Genomic DNA, 19559 nt, shown 5'->3' on the forward strand with positions numbered 1-19559 from the left:
TTCTCTTTCATCTTCTCCCGACCTCCCTTACATCGCCAGGTTCTCGCGGCTATGCGCGGCGCGTGAATCGCCGTTTCCCAGGCGCTCGGATCCCTCGCGCGCGCCGCGGGCCTTCTCGGAGAGGCTCTGCAGGTACTCGCTGCGGCTGCGGTCGAGCGCCTCCTTTATCTGAGCCGGCATGACGCGCACGACGTCCTTGGCCGGCTTGCCGTCCCCGTTGAGCACCGGCTGGCCGTTCTCGTCGAGCACGCTCTTCTTCAGCCACACCTCCCGGTCCGTCAGAAGAGGGATGTCGCGGTAGTTCTCGCCGCGGTAGCGGGATTCGTTGACGAACATCGGGCTGAACTGGTAGTAGCTCACGTCCACCCCGTCGATCACCGTCCCCTTGGGCAGCGTCACCGAGTTGAACGTGCGCACCTCTCCCGTCACGCGGTCGGTGTACTCGATGTCGGTGCGCACGAAGTTCTTGTGGAGCGTGAGATAGGTGTTCTTCTTCTCAGGCATTTCATGCCCCTTTCTTTGCATCCTTTAGGCGGGCGTAGTTGTGGAAGCCCCGCCTGATTGCCTTGCCTTCGGTTTCGGTCAGCCATCCAAGGCGACCACCCCCTTTCAAAACGTCAGTTCCCAGATCAGATTCCCGAGACGATGTCGCGCGCCCATGCGCCGCTCTTGACGAGCGAGAGGATGAGCAGCACGCACATCGCCAGGTACTGCAGCGCGTAGGTGAGCCCCGTCGCTATGCCGTCGATGGGGGTGCCCGTCGAGGTGCTCGCCCCGGTGAGGCCTCCCAAGATGAGCGGAAAGGCTATGAGCAGAATCAGGATGATCAGCCCCGCCAGGCACACCGCCGTGAAGTTCTTCAGGTATCCGATTCCTATCTGGCGGGTGTCGTCTAACGCCATGAGGGAGAGCGGGATCGGGCTGAACGCGGCCATGATGTAGAGCTGGATGGCGCGCGCCCAGCAGACCACGAGCGCCACGATGTAGGCTCCGAGCACCACGACCCAGCTGATGACCGATACCAAGAGGAGCGCTATGAGCGCCGGGACGTCGTCGTCTTCGGTCACCACGTTCACGGCGGTAAGGTCGATCGCGCCGCCCGAGCCGAACAGCGACATCGTGCGGTCGATGGCGAGTCCCACGACCGCGTAGATGGCCTCCATGAGCTCGAAGCTGTTCTGTATGAGGAACAGGAACACGGCGAAGAAGACCAGCAGGAAGACGACCTCCTTCACGCCGGGGAAGGAGGCGTTGCCGTCCATGCGCTGGCTTATCTGGATGAGCTTCACCGTGAACACCAGCCCGAGCACCCCGCATCCGATGGGAAGCACCGCGGCGTCCCAGACCCCTCGCGCGATGTCGTACATGGAGACATCTCCTGCGGTCGTGAGCATCTGCGAGAAGTCCGCGCCGATGATGCCCTCGTAGCCGATGCTCGAGAGAACCGCCACCTGGTTGGTGAACATCCAGTTGCACGCGTCCCTCAGAAGCCCGGCGAGCCATGCGTTCACGTCGTCGGCGATGCTCGCGTAGGCGGGAGACGCCGGGACGAGCATGAGCGTCGCGAAGAGCAAGGTGGAGGCGAACGCGAGGAGAAAGCGCCTGCCTGAGATCATCGACGCCGCCCGCCTCATAGCGCGCTCATCTCCCCGGATCCGCGGTCGAGGGAGAGCTGCACGATAGTCGAGGCCGCGTCGTTCAGGTGGAAGGAGGTCGTGAGGACGTCCTCGTTGCAGTCGATGTAGACCTCGCCGTCCCAGGTGGCGAGCGTTGCCGTCGGGGACGCCGAGGATGCCTTCTGCGCTATGGCGGAGGCGATCTCGGCGTCTTCGGCATCGAGGAGCTCGTTGAGCTCCGGCGAGTGGGCGGAGAGCTCGATCCCGGCCTCGGAGCCCTCGGCGATGAGGTAGCTCTTCGACAGCGCGAACGCGTCGCACGAGATGCTCTTCCAGCCTCCCGCGTCGCTTATGGAGAGCAGCGTCTGGGAGGCGGCCTCGCCGGCAGATCGCGTGAAGGAGATCTGCGCCGAGAGGCCATCATCGTCGGGTTCCTCGGAGAGCACCTCGTAGTACATCACCTGGACTCCCGCCTCTCCAGACTCCACGATCGTCGAATCGGAGAGCGTGAGCGTGCACGTACCGTCCTCGCTCTCCCAGGTGGTGCCCGCATAGCCGGCAAGGGATTCGCCCGCCTGCTCTGCCTGTCGGCTTTGCTCCTCCACGGGAACGACGGGATCGGGATCGCTGGGCGCGATCGCACAGCGCGCGAGCCCTGCCCCTATAAGGATCGCCGCAGCGCCTGCGGCGCATATGGCCATCAGTTTCGTCTTCTTGTCCATCTTCTTGCTCCTTGTCTATCGATACGACAGGGCGCAGGTGAAGCTCGAGATCCCGCTCGCGATCTTCACGACCTCGCCCCGATGGGGCGCGTGGATGTAGCGGTCGCCCCCTATGTAGATGCCGACATGCCCCATGCGGTAGAGGATGTCGCCGGGCTGCGCCTCCGAGAGCGCGATCTTCTTTCCCTGCGCGTACTGGGCCTCGGTGTTGCGCGGTATCGAGATGCCGGCCTGCTTGTAGCAATACTGGGTGAGGCCGCTGCAGTCCAGGCCGACGCCCGGGGTCGTCCCGCCCCACACGTAGGGGACACCGAGCTGGCTGTAGGCGGCGGAGACGATCGCGTCTGCCGAGACCGCCCCGGACCTGAAGTCCTCCAGGCTCATGCCGTCGAAACGGTAGAGGCCGTAGGTCTCCATGGCGGATTTCAGGCTCTCGACGTAGCTCGAGCTCGTCGCCCATCCCGCATCCTTGAGCCCTTCGGCCATCTTGTCCGAGTCGTGGTTCGCAATCGCCTCGCGTATGAGCGCGTTTGACGCGTAGCGATCGGCCTGCAGGAAGACGCGGCTGCGGAAGCGGATGCACTCCGCGTCGCCGACGAAGCTGATGAAATCCGCCGTGACGGTGACCTGCTCGCCGCCGTACTCCTCGCCGGTCCTCCACGAGCTCTTCCCCGCGACCTCCTCGCACAGCGCGTAGGCGCTCGACCACTTCATGCCGAACAGGTTGTGGTCCTGCGTGGCGAGCCCCGAGAGGTGGTCGCCCTGCCCCGACTCGACGATGATCTGCGCGATCGTGCATCCTGCGGGGTGCCCGTACTCCTCCTGGCACGCGAGCGCCTCCTCGACCATCTCGTAGGTGATGTAGGGCGGCAGCCCCTCGAGGGAGGCTTTGGACGCCTCGTTTTCCCAGAAGCCGAAGAGGGCGCTCACGATCTGGGAGATTGCGAGCACGGCGAGCAGGAACGCCACGACCGCTGCGAGCACGCCTGCCACGGGGACGGCGACCGACGAGACCGCGCTCACGACCGCGCCCTTGCCGCCGGCGGATGCAGCCGCCTTCGCGGCCCCGGCAGATGCCTGGCTGACGGCCGCATGCCGGGCCTTCGCGGCAGCGCCTTGACCGAAGGCCCCCGCCTTGGCATGCTTTGCGGCCCCTTTCAGCGGGCCTTTAGGCTTCGAGGCGGCAGTGGCCTTCTTGGAGGCGGAATGCCGTGCGATGACGGAGCGTGCGCCGCGGAAGGTGCTGCTCGCCTGTCCGATGCCGGAGAGCTCCTCGGAGTCGTCTGCCTCGGACGCGGCGGCATCGGCGATCGCGCGCTTGAGGTTCCCCCTGGCCTGGGCGGCGAGGCGGGATTTCGCCTTCGGCCTGCCCGCACCGGCAGGGGAGGGTTCGGCGAGGTCCGCCCTGCCCCGCCCCGGAGATTTGCCCCTCGATGAGAGCGCCTCGCCCGCGCGCTCGGTCGATCCTTTCACGATCCCTGCCGAGATGGCGTCTGGCCGGTCGTCCATCCCGAGCGCACGCGCCTGCTCGCGGCTTGTCGCCTCGAGGCGTTCGGAGTCGGTCGAGTATTTCGCAACGCTCTCAGGCATCGCCGCCCTCCCGGGCCCGCGCGAACGCCTGGGCGCGCTTTATCTGGGCGATCTCCTCGGGCTTGGTGTTGAACAGGTCGTAGAGCGCGCCCTTCGGGAAGTCGTCCTTGAGGGGCACGCGCACGCCTCCCGCCACCAGAAGCCCCTCGCCTGCCTTGATGGAGTCGTCGATGTATCCCTCCTCCTGCGCCGAGAGGGCCAGCAGGTCCACCCAGCTTTTCCGATCCAGATGGCTTTGCTTGTGGAGCAGCACGAAGTCCGAGTTGAGCACCATGTTGCGGGCGTCCTCGTGCTCGAGCATGTAGGTCGAGTTCTGCGTGATGCCCGTGCAGATGAGGTTGAACTTGCGGCCCTCCGCCCAGAACTTAGAGAAGTAGCTGATGATCGCAGGGTGCCCGAAGAGGCTCTGCACCTCGTCGATGTAGAGCCAGGTGGTCACGCCGCGCTCGAAGTTCGCGTACATGCGGTTGCGCACCGCCTCCAGCGCCGTGAGCATGCCGAAGACCCTCATGTTCTGCGAGAGGTCCTTGAAGTCGACGTTGGTGATGCGGTTCTCGAAGCCGACGTTGCTCTGGTGGTTGAAGAACGACAGCGCGCCCTTCACGTAGCGCTCGTAGCGCAGCGCGATGTCGCGCGCCTCGGGCTCTTCCTGGTCGAGCAGCAGCTCGTAGAAGTCGCCGAGGATCGGCAGGCGGCCCTTGTCCTCGCAGCGCATGTAGGCAAGCTCCACGCAGCGGCTGATGATCGACTTGTCTGCCTCGGGCAGCCCCTCGCGCCCCTCTGCCATGGTCGCGCTCGAGAGCGCCAGTATCGCGTCGATCTTGAAGGCGAGCTGCGCCTGGTTGGCCTTGTCGGCGACGTCGGAGAGGTCGAAGGGGTTCATGAACGTGTCGGTGTCCGGCGAGAAGCGTATGCAGGTGCCGCCCGCGGGCTCCACGACCGGCGCGTACTCGCCCGCCGGGTCGAAGACGATTACCTCGTCGTCGGGATAGGCCAGGATAGTGTTCATGATCTCGCGCTTGACGCTGAAGCTCTTGCCCGAGCCCGGCTTGCCGCAGACGAACCCCATGGGGCTCGCGAGCTTCTTGCGGTTGCAGATGACGAGGTTGCCCGACTGCTTGGACTGGCCGTAGTAGCCGCCGCCTTCCTGGTTGAGCTCCTGGGAGGCGAAGGGCATCTGTATGGCGATCTGCGCGGTCGTCATGTAGCGCGAAACCTCCACGTGGTTGAGCCCCAAAGGCAGGATCGAGTTCATGCCCTGGCGCTGGCGGTACGAAAGCGGCTCCACCTCGATGGAGCGCTGGCGCGCCGCCGCCATAATCTGGCGGGTCTGGTGGTCGAGGGCCTCTGCCGTGTCCGCGTAGGTGAACACGAGCCCCGTGTAGGTGAACAGTCGCTGGTTCTTGTTCTGGAGCTGGTCGAGGAGCTCTTCGGCCTCCTCCTTGGAGTGCGAGAGCTCGGGAGGCAGGATGGAGAAGTCGTAGCCCTTCTTGACCGCGCTCATCTGCTCGTCGATGACCTCCTTGTCCATCCAGGCGATGCGCTTCTTCACGTAGGCCACCGCGGCGGCCTTGCCCATGGGATGGATGTGGAGCGTGACGTTGAGCGGCATCGGCAGGTCTACGACGTTGGCGATGCAGTCGTCCTCGAGATCGCTGCCGAATCCGCGGAAGACCAGCACGCGGCACCAGGTGCCGTCCGCCCGGTAGCAGTCGGCGCGCCCGTCCGGCTTGAAGTCGAGCACCGAGGGCGCGATGAGGTCCTTGGTGCGAAGCCCGCTTAGCTGGGACAGTTTGTCCCACGAGAAGGTGAACTCCGCTTTCGGCCGCAGCTGTGACTGGACGAGCTCGAGGCGCTCTGCCCCGTCGAGCATGCGCGCCTCGCAGCGGATGCGGGCGAGCGTCTGCATGCAGTCGCCGCGGGCTCGGGCGAGCCTGGGCGCGGCGGCGTCGAGGTCGTCTGCCCCCACGAGGAAGGTGAGATAGCGGTGGCGCACGAGGTTGGAGACCCCCTCGCGCATCTTGTCGTTGAGGATGCGGTTGTACTCCTCGACGTACTCGTCGACGCGCGGGTCGCTCTTCTCGAAGAAGCGCTTGCGCCCGATCTCGCGCTCGGGTATGGGAGTGTTGGTTATGGTGAGCTGCACGGAGGTCTCCGAGCCGAAGTAGTCGTAGAGCTCGCTCATCGCCGCGAACACCGACTGCTGGTTCTCCTCGCGCGCGGACTGGTAGCTGATGTCCCCGAACTCGATGGTCTGGCTGAAGAGGCCCTCCTCGACCTGCGCGGTCCCGTCGGCGTACATGGCGTCGTAGCCGATTGCGGAAAGGACGTCTTTGGCCTCGGCTCGCGCGCGCCTCTTGCGGCGCGCCGCCTGCTCGACTTTCTTCTCCTCTTCCTCGAGCCCCGTCGTGCGGGCATGCGCGCCGCACACGGGCAGCCTGCCCTTGCGTGCCGCCGCCTCCTTTTCCTTGGGTTTCTTATTGGTCTTATCGAACAGCAGCATTCGCCTCCGCCCCCTTCCTCTTCGCCTTGCGCTTGGCCTTTCGCGAAGGGCGTCCCGGCACGGGAGAGGTCTGCGCGCCCTCGAGCACGGGGGTGGAGCGGTAGAGGATCCTCTGGTCCTCGAGCTTGAAGTCGAGCCAGAGCGGGACGAACTTCTCGAATTTCATGTGATGGGGCCGCCAGAACCCCGCGAGCCAGAACGGCAGCGACGCGCACATGACCGGCAGGGCGGCGTCGCGCACCTCGATGCCGAGGGCGAACTGGCAGAGCGCCGCGGCTCCGACGGCGGAGGCGAGTCCGCCTGCGAGGCACGCGAGCGTGCGCGCGGAGAGCTTGCCCACGATCTTCTCGGTGTACTCGCCGATGTCCTTCTGGACCCTTACGGATAGCATTTGCACATCCTCCTTCCCTTAGGCGGGGAGCCAGGACGTGTCGAGCTGGCCGAAGTAGATGGCGGCGGCGATGATGATCGCCCCGCCAGCGATGGTCGAGATCGCGCTGGCGATCTGGGCGCCTCCCTGCTGCTCTCGGATGGCGAGCCCGAGAGAGACCGCGCCCCAGACGACCAGGAAGCCGCCGAGGAACGTGACGCAGCCGGAGACGAGTCCGATGATGTTTGAGAGCATCTTGGCTCCTTTGCATGTCTTGCTTGTGGGCGGCCGCAACGGTTGGGTTTGAGGCGGCCGCCCCAGTTGGTACAATTGGTTGCGGAGCGCATCTCGCGCCCCTTTGCATCCGGGACGGCGCGCGGCGGGCTTGTGTGGAAGCTGGCCGCGCCGCGCTTGTCAAGGGAGTGTCGGCTCCCGCCGTCCCATCTCTCATCTCATGGGCGCATCACCGCCTCTCCTTTCCCGGTACTCCTTGAAGTCGAAACGCTCCTCGTGCCTCGCGCCCGCATGCCCGGGGTCCACCTCGGGATAGGAGGGATGCTCCTCGATGCGGTACTTCGCGCCCTTCAGGGGGTAGGTCCCGCTGATGAGCACGATCGACTCGTCGCGCGGGAGCCTTCCCACCTCGTCGGGCGTCATGAGGTCGCGTTCGATCACGTTGTAGTTCTGGGTGGTGGAGCGGTTCGCGCCCCTCGAGTCGCTTTCCGTGAGCACCTTCACGGTCTGCTTGCCGACCATCTTGGAGATCATCTCGTTGGTCTCGGTCGACTTGCCGCCGAGAAACACCACGGTGTCGCAGCAGTCCAGGATGGTCTTCGCGCCCTCCTTCTTGTAGGCGCGCTCGAGCTGGCTGGCCGACTGCAGGATGATGCTGAAGCCCACGTTGCGCGAGCGGGCCGTGGCGATGACCCTCTCGAAATCGGGCACCGTGCCGATGTTGCCGAACTCGTCGAGCAGGAAGTGCACGGGGCGCTTGAGCGAGCCCCCGAAGCGAGCGAGAGCCGTCTTGTACAGGACGCTCGTCGCCTGCCACATGAGGAGCGCGAAGAGGAAGTCGAAGGTCGAGTCCGAGTCCGACATGCTCGCGAAGATGGCGTGGCTGCCCTCTCCCGAGCCGAGAGAGTCGAGCGCCATCTCGTCGTATGCGACGAGATCGGAGACCGCATCGACCGAAAGGGGCTTCAAGCGCACGTTGCAGCTAATGATGATCGACTTCAGGGTCTTCCCGGCCGCCACCTTGAAGGCGCGGTAGTTCGACAGCGCGAAGTCCTCCTCCGGGTCGCGGGGCTCGGCGATGCGGACCCAGCCCCAGTCGCCCCCGTCGTCGAAGGGGCGCTCTTCCCGCGCCTCGCGCCCGCGCCCGCGCTCCATGAAGCGCATGCCCGTCTCGAGCTCCTCGAATATGAGGTCGAGCGGGCTCATGTAGGACTCGTCCTCCTCGCGCGCCTCCGCGAGGCTCAGTAGCAGCATGAGGGAGTTGAGGTCCCTCTCCTCGGGTCGCGCGTGGTAGACGAGGTAGGCCACCAGCGCCGTGTAGAGCAGGCGCTCGGAGTTCTCCCAGAAGGGATCCGACCCCTTGCGGTCGTCGGGCGTGGTGTTCTTGATCAGGCACTCCACGAAGACGAGGATGTCGGCCTGGTCCTTCACGTATGAAAGCGGGTTGTAGTGCATCGAGCGGGAGAAGTCGGTCGTGTCGAAGGTGCGTATGTCGTATCCGGCGTCCTCGAGCATCCAGCCGACATCGCCGAGGAGGGTTCCCTTGGGATCGGTGACGAGGAAGTCGGCGTTTGCCTGCATGAGGTTGGGCTTGACGTAGTAGCGCGTCTTGCCCGATCCGGGGCCGCCGAGCACGCAGACGTTGCGGTTGCGGTCGTGCTTGAGGTCGAAGCGCTTCGGCTTGAGCGCGAGCGCGAAGTCCCTCGAGAGCAGGATGTTGTTCGCCTTGTCTTTCCTGTCCATGAACGCTCGTCCCTCCTTGAGGGTTCCCCAGCGGGCGGAGCCGTGCTCCTCGCCCTGGCGGTACGTGCCCGCGCGCACGAGGCTGCGCGCCCAGACCGCCCAGGGTATGCATGCGGCCATGAGGCCCACGGCAAGCGCCATGGGCTCCGCCGCGAGCCCCGTTTCGGGAATCGCCGACAGCAGGACTGGGGCGTCGCATGCGGGGAACCCCGACGCGGCGGCCGCAGCCGCGAGCGCGTCTCCGGCGCAGAAGCAGGCGGCGCTTGCGGCACCCGCCGCGAGCGCCTGCGCAAGCGGCCTCATTTCGCCCTCGTCTCGACGCCGCGCGACATCTCGCGCGACTTTCCCTTGGCGGCCTCCAGTCGGGATGACGCCTCCCTGGCGCGCGCCGCCTTCTCCGCGATGGGTTCGCCCTTGATACGCTCGCGCATCTGCGAGAGTTCCTTTCCCGCGCGCTGGGCGGATGCGCGCGTGGTCTTCTCGAGGTCCTTGAAGGCGTCGTTGACCGCAGGCGCGTCCTCGACCATGAAGACGAGATGCTCGCCCTCCGGCATGGGCGCGAACTCGTGTCGGATGCCCTCGCGCGAGAGTTTCTTGTCGATGACCTGGCGGATGGTCTCGTACTCGGGAAGCGCTGTGAATTCGGACAGGTCGAGCTTTGCCCACTCGGCCACGCTGCGGCCAGGTTCGGCCCCGCCTTCGATTGCGTCTTCGCTGCGGGCGCGCCTGAACGCCGATGCGAGCCGCTCGCCGCTGGCCATCATGGCCGCCTCGCCGGCATCCTGGCCTATGCGGATCATCCAGTCGACGAGCTTCTCGCCGGAGTCGTCGCCGAAGTCGTTTGTCATGCTTCTTGTCCCTTCCTCTTGGTGGGACAGACTGTCCCAGTCGCTTTCCGAAAACAGAGAAGGCGGGGTGAACCCGCCTTCGTAAGTGTGTTCAGCGAAGCTCCGCCCGCGCGCCGCGCGTGGGCGTCATCGCCGTTTTGTTCAGTTGCTGGATGGAATCGCGTGCGCGTCTGGCGGCATCCTCGATGCTCGGAACCGCCTCCATGTACTCGAGGCGCTTGCACTGCTCTGGAGTTGCGCGATGCATGCACTCTATCGCATGTGAGAACCTCTCGGGCTCCTGCACGATGCGGCCGAAGGACCAACTCTCGAAGGCGAGCCAGCCGGAGTCGGTGCGCTTCAGCGTCCACCACTCGTCGCCGCCGTCGACCTGCTGCACGAAGGCGAGATCCTCGTACACGATCCCCTGGCGCAGCGCCCAGTTTCCGTGCGCGAAGAAGCCGCGCAGCTCTTCCACGCTGCCGGCCTTCGCGAACTCGTAGGGGTATTCCTCGAGGTAGGGGTCGTCTTGCCAGGGGTATCCGCCCCGCCTGAGCCAGCCGTTCTCCTGGCATTTGTCGGCGAGCTCCCGCTTGGTTCTCTCGTCGGCTTCCTTCAACCTGCCCGTCATCGTTCCTCCATCGCCTTCCGGAGTCGGCTGCCATCCGCACGCCGACTGCCCTCGATTCTTGTCGCGATTTACTCACAGACTCGCCGATGGCGTCGGCGGGAGAAGGCGCCGTCGTCCCGGCAAGTCCCGTCGGTCACATCCTTGACGCAATCCTCATATCCGGCCCCGTGAGGTGGATGGGGATGGTGGTCTCCGAGAGCCGGCTCGCGATAGCCTCGGCGGTCTCCGTCTCTCCCTTCCTTCCAAGCCTTTTCGATAGCGCCTGGGGCGAGTAGTTCGAGGTGAAGATGGTCGGCCTCATGTTTTCGTATCGGGCGTTTATCACAAGGAACATCATGTTCGAGGACCACTCCTTGGCATCCTCTTTGCCGAGGTCGTCGAGGACGAGGACGTCGCATGCAGCGTATCTGGAAATGACCGAATCAGTCTCCCCGTTCCCCGAGAAGCTCGCCTTGATCCTCTCGAGCATCGCCGATGCCGTTGTGAACACCGTGCGGTAGCCGGCGTCCACGAAGGCGTTCGCCAAGGCTGCGGCTGAATAGCTTTTCCCCCTTCCGACCGAGCCGTATATGTAGAGGCCTCGCCCTGCGCTGCCTTCGAACGACTCGAGGTAGTCGATGAGGTCCTGGTGCTGGACGGTCGCGCCGAGGAACCGCTTCGGGATCCCCGCGCGCTTGCGGCGCTCGGCCAGGCGCGCTTCCCTCTTCGCGGCTTCCATCCTCTCGGCTCGCGCCCTTTGCCCGCGTGCGCCCTCGCAGTCGCATTCGCGGAACCCCGCGACGATCCGCCTGGCGCCGAACTCGACCACGCATGGAGCGAGGGGGCGACCGCAGTATTCGCAGCAAGCCTCCGAATGCGTCGGCTTCGATTCGCCCATGGCACGTCCTATCTGTAATCTTTGTTTTCCGTCTTTGTTATTAGCTGGCAAGGCGTCAGGGGTCGGCATGGCGTCTGGTCATGCAGAAGGCGGCACGGGCGCGGCCCGCGGTCATCCGATGGCATTTCGCCATGCGTCGACTGGCCGGCCCCCTCGATTGCCCCCTTCGCCCTTCGGGCCGCCTCGAAGTCTATGCGGTAGACCTTCGTCTCCCTCCCTTTGGAAAGCTCTTGGCGGCCTACCTCGAACACAAGGCCCGCCTCCTCGAGCTTCCTCACCGCTCGGACAACGCTTCGCGTGTCGACTCCGAGAATCTTGCCCAGATGCGCCTTGCTCTCGAAGTAGGGGGATCCGCTTTCGCAGAAGCCGTAGATCCGGGCGTACACAAGGAGGGGGAGGCCTGTGAGGCCGAGCCCCCTCGTCATGAACTCCCTTACGATGATGAAAGCCTCGTCGCTACGCTCCGCCATGCCGGTCGTTCCCCGCGTCCCTAGACCGCATTGCGCTTGCTCCACTCGAGGAGCTCGTCGCGATAGGCGAAGAACCCGCGCTTCTTGCCGTTCATGCGCCTCAAAGGCAGGGGGTCGTCCTCGCGCTTGTGCCACTCGTAGACGCTGTTTCGGCTTACGCGGAACAGAATTGCAATCTCCTCGACCGAATACGTGTCCTGGACAAGGACGGGCGTCTTGACGAAGACGCCAGATGTTTTTCTATCAGAAATCATGTCGAGTGCTCCTTCCGAAGGCGGCGGAACGCGGCAGCGCGCGCAAGAGCGCCGTCAGCATGCCTACCGCCTTCCAAGGGCCCGGTCGACAGCTTCGATATCGAAGCGAATGGTCTTCGCGCTGAGCCTCACGCAGGGAATCGAGCCCTTGCGGGCCATCGACAGCACCCTTCTGGGCGTTATTCCGAGATGCCGGGACACTTCCTCCGCATCAACGAGGTCGGACAGCGATCGGCTCGATCCTCCGAATCGCCGAAGGCCTCTGATGCCGTCTTCCGATACGTCCATGGGTTTCCTTTCGTCTCCACAAGGCGCTCTTAAAGCGTTTCGAGCACCGATAGCTCCAATAAAGTCCTTTCGGTCATGTTCGAGCCGGAGTCGAATGGGGTCAAAACGGTAAAAGCGGGCTTGTCCCGCTAAGTCCCTGCATGTCATTCGTTGACGAAATCTGCGCAATCCGCCGCAAGCGCCACCCAGGTAGTAGTTTTGCTTTATGTGCCTTGATTTTCGGGATGCGTCCTGCAACTTGAAGGCCTTGGCCGCAGATAATCGAGATGATGAGGTGGGGACCTGACAAGGAAGAAGAGAACGGCATAGCAAAGCGGCCCCGTCCAATTCGGAGGGCCGCTTTGCTGGTAGGGGAACTCGCCAGACGAATCGTGGCTATTTTGGAATATGAGCCGGCACAGCATTGTCAAAGGCGATGAGGCCGGTCGCTTGGTGATGCTGATCCCTTATCGAAGGGAATCCTGAATCCGCCCTAGGTGGGAGGAGAGCTTCTCGAAAGAATCCGTGGAGATGCAGTGCTCCATGCGGCATGCCTCTTTGGAGGCAACTTCCGCATTCACCCCGGCGTTGGCGAGCAGACGCTCGAAGAAGCGGTGTTTAGATAGCGTCTCCTCGGCAAGGTGCTTTCCAGCTGCGGTCAAGCGAACGTCGTGATCGACCACCTCGACACGGCCCTTACGAGCCAGGTTGCCGAGCGCCTTGGTGACGCTCGCCTTCGAGAAGCCCAGGCGCTCGGCGATGTCCACGTTGCGGCACGACCCGCGCAGGCGGCGGATCACGAGGATGGCCTCGAGGTAGTCTTCGGACGACTTGGTTGTCGCCCTGCTCCGTGAGCCGCAGCTCGCATCGGCTTCATCCCTCATTCAAATCATCCTCTCGTTCGCCTAGTCCCTGCAGGCGACACGGCTTCGCGAACAGTCCGCCGCACGAGCCGACCCCGCATCGGCTAAGACGATGGGGCCGGCCGATTGGCGATGCCGATCCCTCATCGAAGAGAATCCTCGATCCGCTCCAGGCAGGAGGAGGGGTTCTCGAAAGAATCCGTAGATGCACTGCTCCATGCGGCACGCCTCTTCTGCCATCCGGGAAGGGACGTGGAATCGGCTTCCGCTACGTCGAGTGAAGACAACTAACGAACGCACCCCATGAACCTAAGGACGCTTTTGCTGGATCCGGGCGCCCGCAGGTCGACCTTCTCGCAGCCGTCTCGCCCCACCATCAGAGCCGAAGTACAGACCTTGAACAAGAACTCAAGGTCATGGGTGATAACAGCTACGGGACGGCCTTCGGCAAGCTCCTCGATGAGCCCGGCAATCCTCGCCATGTGCATGAAGTCGAGGCCCGATGTCGGCTCATCCAGAACGACGATCTCCTTGCTGCTCAGAAAGGCGCAAGCCAGCGCCAAACGCTGCTTCTGGCCCCCTGATAGGTTTTGCGGATGCTCGGTCCTCTTGTCCCATAGGTCGATGGCCCTGACGATACGCGCCACCTCATCGAGACGGCCGTTGTCGATGTTCTTCTGGTCGGTCAGGATTTCGTTTTCCACCGTGTCGAAGAACAACTGGTAATCGACGTCTTGCATCATGTAGTACGAGCGGCGAAGCCTCTGCCGAGGCCGAACTCCCCACGAGAAGGCCTGTCGACCGCCGGCAAGGCCGCACATCGCCCGGGCGAGCGTACTCTTTCCGACTCCGTTTGCCCCAAGGACGCCCATAACCTCGCCCTCTCGCAAAGAGAGCGTCAAGGGCCCGATCAGGGCTCGCCCGCCTGCGGAGACCGAAACGCCCTTCATTGAGGCAGTCTCTGCCCCAAGCTGACGGTGGTTTTCCGGATTCAAGCCGTGCAAATCAAGTGCACGAAGCCCATAGCGCGCGCAATCCTCAGCACGAAGCCGACCCGCTGCGAACGAATCGACGATTTGGCCGCCCGCCATGACGTGGAGCCTGTCGTAGAGATCCGCCAGAAAGTAAAGCCTGTGCTCGGCGATGACGACGGTCTTGCCGAGAGCCTTCAAATCGGCGAGGATTCGGCGAAAGTCCTCTATCCCTTCGTGGTCGAGGCTAGCGGACGGCTCGTCGAAGAAAATCACCTGGGTGTCGTAGACGAGCGTCGAGGCTATGGCGACGCGCTGCTTCTCTCCTCCCGAGAGGCCTATGAGGTCCTTGCCCGCCAGATGCGCGATTTTCATGCTCTCGAAAGCCGACTCGACCCTTTCGATCAGCTCCTCGCGAGGCATGCCCAGATTCTCGCCGACGAGGGCCACCTCGTCGGCCGCCTTGCGGGTGAAGAACTGGTCGGTCGGATTCTGGAACACGTTGCCGATCGTGCGGGCGAGCTCGCCGGAGGAGAACTCTCCCAGGCTTTTCCCGAGAAGCTCGATTCTCCCATCGAGCTCGCCTTCGTACTGATCGGGAATCAAGCCGTTCATGGCGCGCATGAGAGTGGTCTTCCCGCACCCGGAGTTGCCGGTGAGTACGACGAGCTCGCCGCGCTCCACCGAAAACCGCACGTTCTTCAATGCCGCGAGACCTTCTCCCTTGTATGAGAAAGACCGAATGTCGACGTCAATCACATCCATACCGCGACCCCCAAAAGAACGACTCCGACGCCCAAGGCGGCTCCGTCAAGCAGACCGAAGGAGAGACTTCGGTAGCTCGTCTTTTCGCAATTCGCTTCGATTCCTTTCGAAATCACGGAGGAGACGAGCGTCTCGCTCACGTGCAGGCACTTGTACACAAGGGGAACGAAGTAGAGCTCGAAGGCGTGCACGGGACGAAGCGGGCTCGGGCGCAGCCCGCGAACCCGCATCCCGCGCTTTATCTCCTTCACGCGGCCGCCCATCTCGTCGAGGAAGCGCAACCCTATGACTGCGCCGACTGCGGCTCTGTTCGGAACGTGCAGCTTGCGCATGCTCGCCAGAAGCTTCGAGGAGCTCGTCATCATGAGGGCACAACCGATGTTGACGACGGGGAAGACCCTCACCACCAAAACCGCCACGCCCAGGAAGATGCTCGTGACATAGCCGATGTCGACATGCAGGATCAGCTGCACGACCCCGCATGCCACCGCAAAGAGCGCGAGCTGCCTCAAGAAGGATGCCGGCGAGACGTCCAAAAGGACGAGAAACGACAGCGCCAGAACGAGGGCATATACCAGCTGATTGGCGAGAAACGCTTGGATGAGCGCCAGAAGCGTCAGCGCGAAGAGCGTCAGCGGGTGCAGATGCCCCTCGCGCCCGCTGTCGAGCAGACCCGTTCGCCCCATCAACCCAGCCTGCTTTCCTTCGCGCCCTTTTCGAAGAACTTGTCGTTAATGAACATTCCGAAACGCCCGGCCAGAAGCTCGGTCACAATATTGATCAGCACGCAGATGACCATCATATCGACCGTGTACATCGCCACCATCTGCTGCGCCTGTTCAAGCGAGATGCTCTCGACGAAAGTCGCCAGCCCATCGGATCCCAGAACGAGCACGAACACTATCATGTGCATCGAGTAGATGAACATCGATGCCGAAAACGACAGCCACACCCTCTTCTTGTTTCCGTAGTCGCCGGCGATGATCTCTGCGACGATGCCCGCGATCAGGCACAGGGGCGTCGCGACGGCGAAGCCCATGATCGCGTAGAGCACGCCGTAGATCAACCAGAAGCAGAAGGCCGTCCCCCGTTTTTGCACCTTGCGCGCCATGATGGTGTAAACGGGACCGACGAAGAAGGCCGCAAATCCCGCCGAGACGTACATGGAAAGCGCGCCGAACATGCCTGTTATCATGCCGACGCCCATCCCGAGAGCGAATCCGATCACTCCCAGTACCGCTATTGTCGCGATGTCCTTCAGTTTCATGTGAGCCTCCTTTTGCTCTGTTTGCTAGACCAATTGCCACTGGGAGCTTGCGTTGCGCTTGTCCCAGAAGTCTTTGTATTCTCCTTCGAGGGCGATCAGCTCGTTGTGCGTCCCTGTCTCCGCAACCTTGCCCGAGCTGTCCATGACCACGATCTTGTCCGCCATGCGCACGGTTTCGAGCTTGTGCGCGACCACGATGAGCGTGGAGCGTCGTTTGAGCGTCTCTATTGAGCGAACGACGTTCTTCTCGTTTTCCGCATCGAGAGCCGACGTCGCCTCGTCCAGGAGCACGATGGGGGCTTGCTTGAGAAGCGCTCGAGCAATGGAAACGCGCTGCCGCTCGCCGCCGGAAAGCGAGCGACCTCCTTCGCCGCACAGCGTCTCCCAGCCCTCAGGAAGGCGCTCGACGACCTCCGTCACCCCGGCAAGGTCAGCGACCGCGCGAAGCTGCTCCTCCGAAGCATCTGGGTTCGCCATAAGGACGTTGTTTCTCAGCGTGTCGTTAAAGAGATAGACGTCTTGGAAAACGAAAGACACCCGAGCGAAAAGATCCTCTGTCGTCATATCGCGGACGTCTACGCCGCCGATCCTGACCGCTCCATCGTCGACGTCGTAAAAACGCGCGATTAGCTTGAGCATAGTTGTCTTGCCGCAACCAGACGGGCCTACAATGGCGACCATACTGCCTTCCGGAACGTCGAGGTCAACTCCACGAAGGATTGGCTTCTCCTTCATGTAAGAAAAGCGAACCTCTCCCATTCGGACGCTTGCATCGGTCGGGCGGGCTCTCGACTCGCCTACAACCGGCAGCTCGGCTGCTTCGACGACCTCGTCCATGCCGTCGAGCATTGCCCGGCGGTCCTCCATACCGAATAGGGCTGAGGCAATCTCGTTGAGGAGCGTGGTGAACCTTAATGCGACGCCGATCATGACCACCGTCTCAAGTGCCCCGATGCTTCCGCTTGCACCCAAGTAGCTCACCGCAATGATCATGCTCACAACGAGCATCTGCACGCTTGTTCCGGAAAGAATTTCGCCGAGGGCACTCCACCACAGGCCGCGGATCGACCGCTTTCTACCTTCTACGAAACTGCTCTCGAGCTCCTCATAGTCGGCGCCCGCACGGCAGGCGCGCAGGGCTCCCTGGCATCGTGCGAACTCGACTATCCTCGCGGCGATGTCCCGCTCGGCGGAATCCTCTAACCCGTTTCCTTTTCCGACGCATGCCTGTGAAACGCGCAGAAGAAGGAAAAGGATTGGGATGGAAAGCGTCAGCATGATTCCAATTTGCCAGCTCCAAAGCCACACGGCAGCACAGAACACGATTGCGGCGGCAGCGTTTTTTATAAGCTGGCCAACATAAAGAGCGGCGGCCTGTCCGGTCGAGATCATTTCCTGCGTAACCATGCGCGAAAGCCTTCCGGCACTATCCGCCTTAAACCAGCCAAGTGGCAAACGCGACACCTTGTTCCCGATGACCACCTGCATATTGCGCATGAAGCCTAACCCCGCTGCATAGCTGAGCTTGGTACCGAAGAACGAGGCTGTTGAGCCGACGACTGTCACCGCCGCAAGCGCGACTGCCCAGCCCCAAAACGTCAAGCCCCATTGGGGGTCGCCGGACTGGAGAGCCATGGTCGCCGGCATCATGATGGCGAGACCGATGCCGCACATCACGCCGGAAAGGGCGTAGAGCAAAGTTCCCAAACGGTGCTGGCGCCTATCACCCTCGTCCATATAACGACGAAGTCTCGGTAAGAAGCGTTTGGAATTACTCATCTGCATCGCCCTCTTCTTCACTACCGCAGAGGCCTCCCTGCTTGAGAAGCGCCTGATAATGCTCGTTGTCTTGAATCTCCGCATGCGTTCCAAGGGCGACGATCTTACCTTCTTCCAACACGGCTATTTGATCGGCACCTAGAACAGCGTTGAGCCGGTGGGCGATGGCCAGAACGGTTCGGCCCTCGACCAAGGCGCTCAGCGCTTTCTGGATTTCGAGCTCTGAATCCGGGTCAGCAAAAGCGGTGGCCTCATCCATGATGAGGATCGGCGTATCAGCTAAAAGGGCACGCGCTATACTCACGCGCTGGCTCTCACCGCCTGAGAGCGAGCAGTCGGTTCCCAAAACGCTGTCGTATCCCTTGGGCAGCGACATGATGAAATCGTCGATCTGCGCCGTACGGGCAGCCTCCCGAATCTCCTCCAGGGAAGCCTCCGGCTTAGCTAAAGAAATGTTTCTTCCGATGGAGGCGTTGATTAGCATCGGGTCCTGGAGCACGAACGAAACCATGTTGTAGAGATCACGAGAGGAGATGTCTCTCAGATCGACGCCGCCGAAACGGATGGAGCCGCTTTCCGGGTCGTCGAAGCGCGCGATGAGTGTGGCGAGTGTCGATTTACCCGAGCCTGACGGGCCGATGAGCGCCGTCGTGGTGCCGGGATTAAGGACAAGACTGACACCGCGCAAGGCCTGGGTATCGCCGTAGGAGTACGATACGTCGTTCACCTCAACGACGACCCCGTCGGGCTTCTTTGAGGTTTTCGACTCGGGAATCGACGGCGTGTCCAGAATCTCGCACAGCCTGACTGCGGCAGCGCCGGCCATCTGGTACGACCACGTGCTGTTGGCGACAGCGCTGATGGCGGTCGGAAGCACGATGGCTATCAGCGCGCACGCGAGAACCTGGGGGAGAGTGGCCAACCCTGCCCCCATGACAAGCGCGCCGCCGCCGAGGTTGATCAGCAGCAGCAAGGGGGAGGAGATGAGCTCGCCGGCAATCGAGCAAAGCCCAATGAGCGGGGCGCACCAGTCCCAGTACGACTGGGAGAATGCCGATGCTGCGTCCGCGTAATTACGATGCGCCTCTCCTGTTTTTCCGAACGCTTTGACCACCTTGATGCCGGACACGAGCTCGACCATCGTCGAAGACACTTGTGCAAGGTGCCCGTTCATCTCGGCGGTTTTCGGTCCCATATCCTTCATAGAGAGCGCCTGCAGCAGGAAATAGAAGGGGATTGTGGCGATACCGATGAGCGCCAAGCGCCAATTGATCCAGAACATGAAAGCCAGAAGAACCATCGGCTGTAAAACGCCGTTAAGACGGTCGACCGGTCCGTGTGCGATGACGGTGTGGACCGTCTTCGTGTCATCCTGCACAGCGCTTCTGACCTTGCCGGATTCCGTAGCGCTAAACCAAGCAAGAGGCGCGCGGCTCAACCGCTCAACGATACCCTTGCGAATGACGTAGCGCAGTTTCATATCGGCAAAATGCGTGATGATGAGCGCAAGAGCGCGAAAGAACAGCTGCGAGAGAAATGCCATAACGAGAAGGAGCGCAATTTCGTGCACTTTAGACGCATCGACCTGCGCGAGCGGGCCTTCCCCCGCTAGGAACAGATCCCCCAGCCACACCAAAGCCAAATACGGTGCAAAGGACAGAAGCGCCGAGAGCACGGTGAACGCCTGCGCCAGCATGACGCGTCCCTTGACAGGTCTGGACAGGCGCCTGATGGCTTCCCGCCCCGCCTCGTCCCTTTGCCGGTCTTGCTCGCTTGTCTCTGTCATGGCACCACCTCAATCTATTGTCTC

General features: G+C 62.8%; 20 protein-coding genes. All 20 read right to left on the reverse strand.

Going from position 1 to position 19559, the window contains the following annotated elements:
- Window positions 1–27: 27 nt before the first annotated feature.
- The 20 genes from B5F40_RS11350 to B5F40_RS11445 all read right to left on the reverse strand — a co-directional run bounded on the left by B5F40_RS11350 (window position 28) and on the right by B5F40_RS11445 (window position 19535).
- Window positions 28–504, reverse strand: a complete 477-nt coding sequence (locus B5F40_RS11350) for a DNA gyrase (RefSeq protein WP_087190389.1) — start codon at window positions 502–504, stop codon at window positions 28–30.
- A gap of 125 nt (window positions 505–629) precedes the next feature.
- Entirely contained in the window at window positions 630–1634 is a 1005-nt protein-coding gene (locus B5F40_RS11355) for a conjugal transfer protein TrbL (protein WP_446718596.1), read from the reverse strand.
- On the reverse strand, window positions 1631–2338 hold the full coding sequence (locus tag B5F40_RS11360) for a hypothetical protein (RefSeq protein ID WP_087190387.1): 708 nt from the start codon (window positions 2336–2338) through the stop codon (window positions 1631–1633). The genes B5F40_RS11355 and B5F40_RS11360 overlap by 4 nt, the downstream gene beginning before the upstream one ends.
- Before the next feature lie 15 nt (window positions 2339–2353).
- A complete protein-coding gene (locus B5F40_RS11365) occupies window positions 2354–3928 on the reverse strand; it encodes a C40 family peptidase (RefSeq protein ID WP_087190386.1) in 1575 nt (524 codons plus the stop codon).
- Entirely contained in the window at window positions 3921–6431 is a 2511-nt protein-coding gene (locus B5F40_RS11370; protein WP_087190385.1) for a VirB4-like conjugal transfer ATPase, CD1110 family, read from the reverse strand. The genes B5F40_RS11365 and B5F40_RS11370 overlap by 8 nt, the downstream gene beginning before the upstream one ends.
- Window positions 6415–6822 (reverse strand): PrgI family protein, encoded by a 408-nt coding sequence (locus B5F40_RS11375; protein ID WP_013978965.1) that lies wholly within the window; start codon window positions 6820–6822, stop codon window positions 6415–6417. The genes B5F40_RS11370 and B5F40_RS11375 overlap by 17 nt, the downstream gene beginning before the upstream one ends.
- Before the next feature lie 18 nt (window positions 6823–6840).
- Window positions 6841–7056, reverse strand: coding sequence for a hypothetical protein (locus B5F40_RS11380; protein WP_013978966.1), 216 nt, complete (start codon window positions 7054–7056; stop codon window positions 6841–6843).
- Between the two features lie 192 nt (window positions 7057–7248).
- Entirely contained in the window at window positions 7249–9081 is a 1833-nt protein-coding gene (locus B5F40_RS11385) for a VirD4-like conjugal transfer protein, CD1115 family (protein WP_087190384.1), read from the reverse strand.
- Entirely contained in the window at window positions 9078–9626 is a 549-nt protein-coding gene (locus B5F40_RS11390) for a hypothetical protein (RefSeq protein WP_087190383.1), read from the reverse strand. Before B5F40_RS11390 ends, B5F40_RS11385 begins: the two co-directional genes overlap by 4 nt.
- Before the next feature lie 91 nt (window positions 9627–9717).
- Complete coding sequence (locus B5F40_RS11395) at window positions 9718–10236, reverse strand: hypothetical protein (RefSeq protein WP_015760597.1); 519 nt, start codon at window positions 10234–10236, stop codon at window positions 9718–9720.
- A 133-nt stretch (window positions 10237–10369) separates the two neighbouring features.
- Window positions 10370–10954 carry an ATP-binding protein gene (locus tag B5F40_RS11400; RefSeq protein WP_239443028.1) on the reverse strand — a complete coding sequence of 195 codons (585 nt, stop codon included), beginning with the start codon at window positions 10952–10954 and terminating at the stop codon, window positions 10370–10372.
- 167 nt (window positions 10955–11121) lie between these two features.
- A complete protein-coding gene (locus B5F40_RS11405; RefSeq protein ID WP_013978971.1) occupies window positions 11122–11583 on the reverse strand; it encodes a transcriptional regulator in 462 nt (153 codons plus the stop codon).
- A gap of 20 nt (window positions 11584–11603) precedes the next feature.
- Window positions 11604–11837: a helix-turn-helix domain-containing protein gene (locus tag B5F40_RS11410; RefSeq protein ID WP_015760595.1), complete on the reverse strand. Its 234-nt coding sequence runs from the start codon at window positions 11835–11837 to the stop codon at window positions 11604–11606.
- A gap of 63 nt (window positions 11838–11900) precedes the next feature.
- Complete coding sequence (locus B5F40_RS11415) at window positions 11901–12125, reverse strand: helix-turn-helix domain-containing protein (RefSeq protein ID WP_013978973.1); 225 nt, start codon at window positions 12123–12125, stop codon at window positions 11901–11903.
- A gap of 446 nt (window positions 12126–12571) precedes the next feature.
- Complete coding sequence (locus B5F40_RS11420; protein ID WP_087190381.1) at window positions 12572–12988, reverse strand: metal-dependent transcriptional regulator; 417 nt, start codon at window positions 12986–12988, stop codon at window positions 12572–12574.
- A 266-nt stretch (window positions 12989–13254) separates the two neighbouring features.
- On the reverse strand, window positions 13255–14634 hold the full coding sequence (locus B5F40_RS11425; RefSeq protein WP_239443030.1) for an ABC transporter ATP-binding protein: 1380 nt from the start codon (window positions 14632–14634) through the stop codon (window positions 13255–13257).
- 59 nt (window positions 14635–14693) lie between these two features.
- The gene (locus B5F40_RS11430; protein WP_087190379.1) at window positions 14694–15389 is read right to left on the reverse strand and encodes an energy-coupling factor transporter transmembrane component T family protein; all 696 of its coding nucleotides are present in this window, start codon (window positions 15387–15389) and stop codon (window positions 14694–14696) included.
- Entirely contained in the window at window positions 15389–15970 is a 582-nt protein-coding gene (locus B5F40_RS11435) for an MptD family putative ECF transporter S component (RefSeq protein ID WP_013978977.1), read from the reverse strand. Before B5F40_RS11435 ends, B5F40_RS11430 begins: the two co-directional genes overlap by 1 nt.
- A gap of 24 nt (window positions 15971–15994) precedes the next feature.
- Window positions 15995–17770, reverse strand: a complete 1776-nt coding sequence (locus B5F40_RS11440; protein WP_239443029.1) for an ABC transporter ATP-binding protein — start codon at window positions 17768–17770, stop codon at window positions 15995–15997.
- Complete coding sequence (locus B5F40_RS11445; RefSeq protein ID WP_087190378.1) at window positions 17742–19535, reverse strand: ABC transporter ATP-binding protein; 1794 nt, start codon at window positions 19533–19535, stop codon at window positions 17742–17744. Before B5F40_RS11445 ends, B5F40_RS11440 begins: the two co-directional genes overlap by 29 nt.
- Window positions 19536–19559 lie beyond the last annotated feature (24 nt).

This window comes from Gordonibacter sp. An230 (genome assembly GCF_002159915.1).
Lineage (GTDB): Bacteria > Actinomycetota > Coriobacteriia > Coriobacteriales > Eggerthellaceae > Rubneribacter.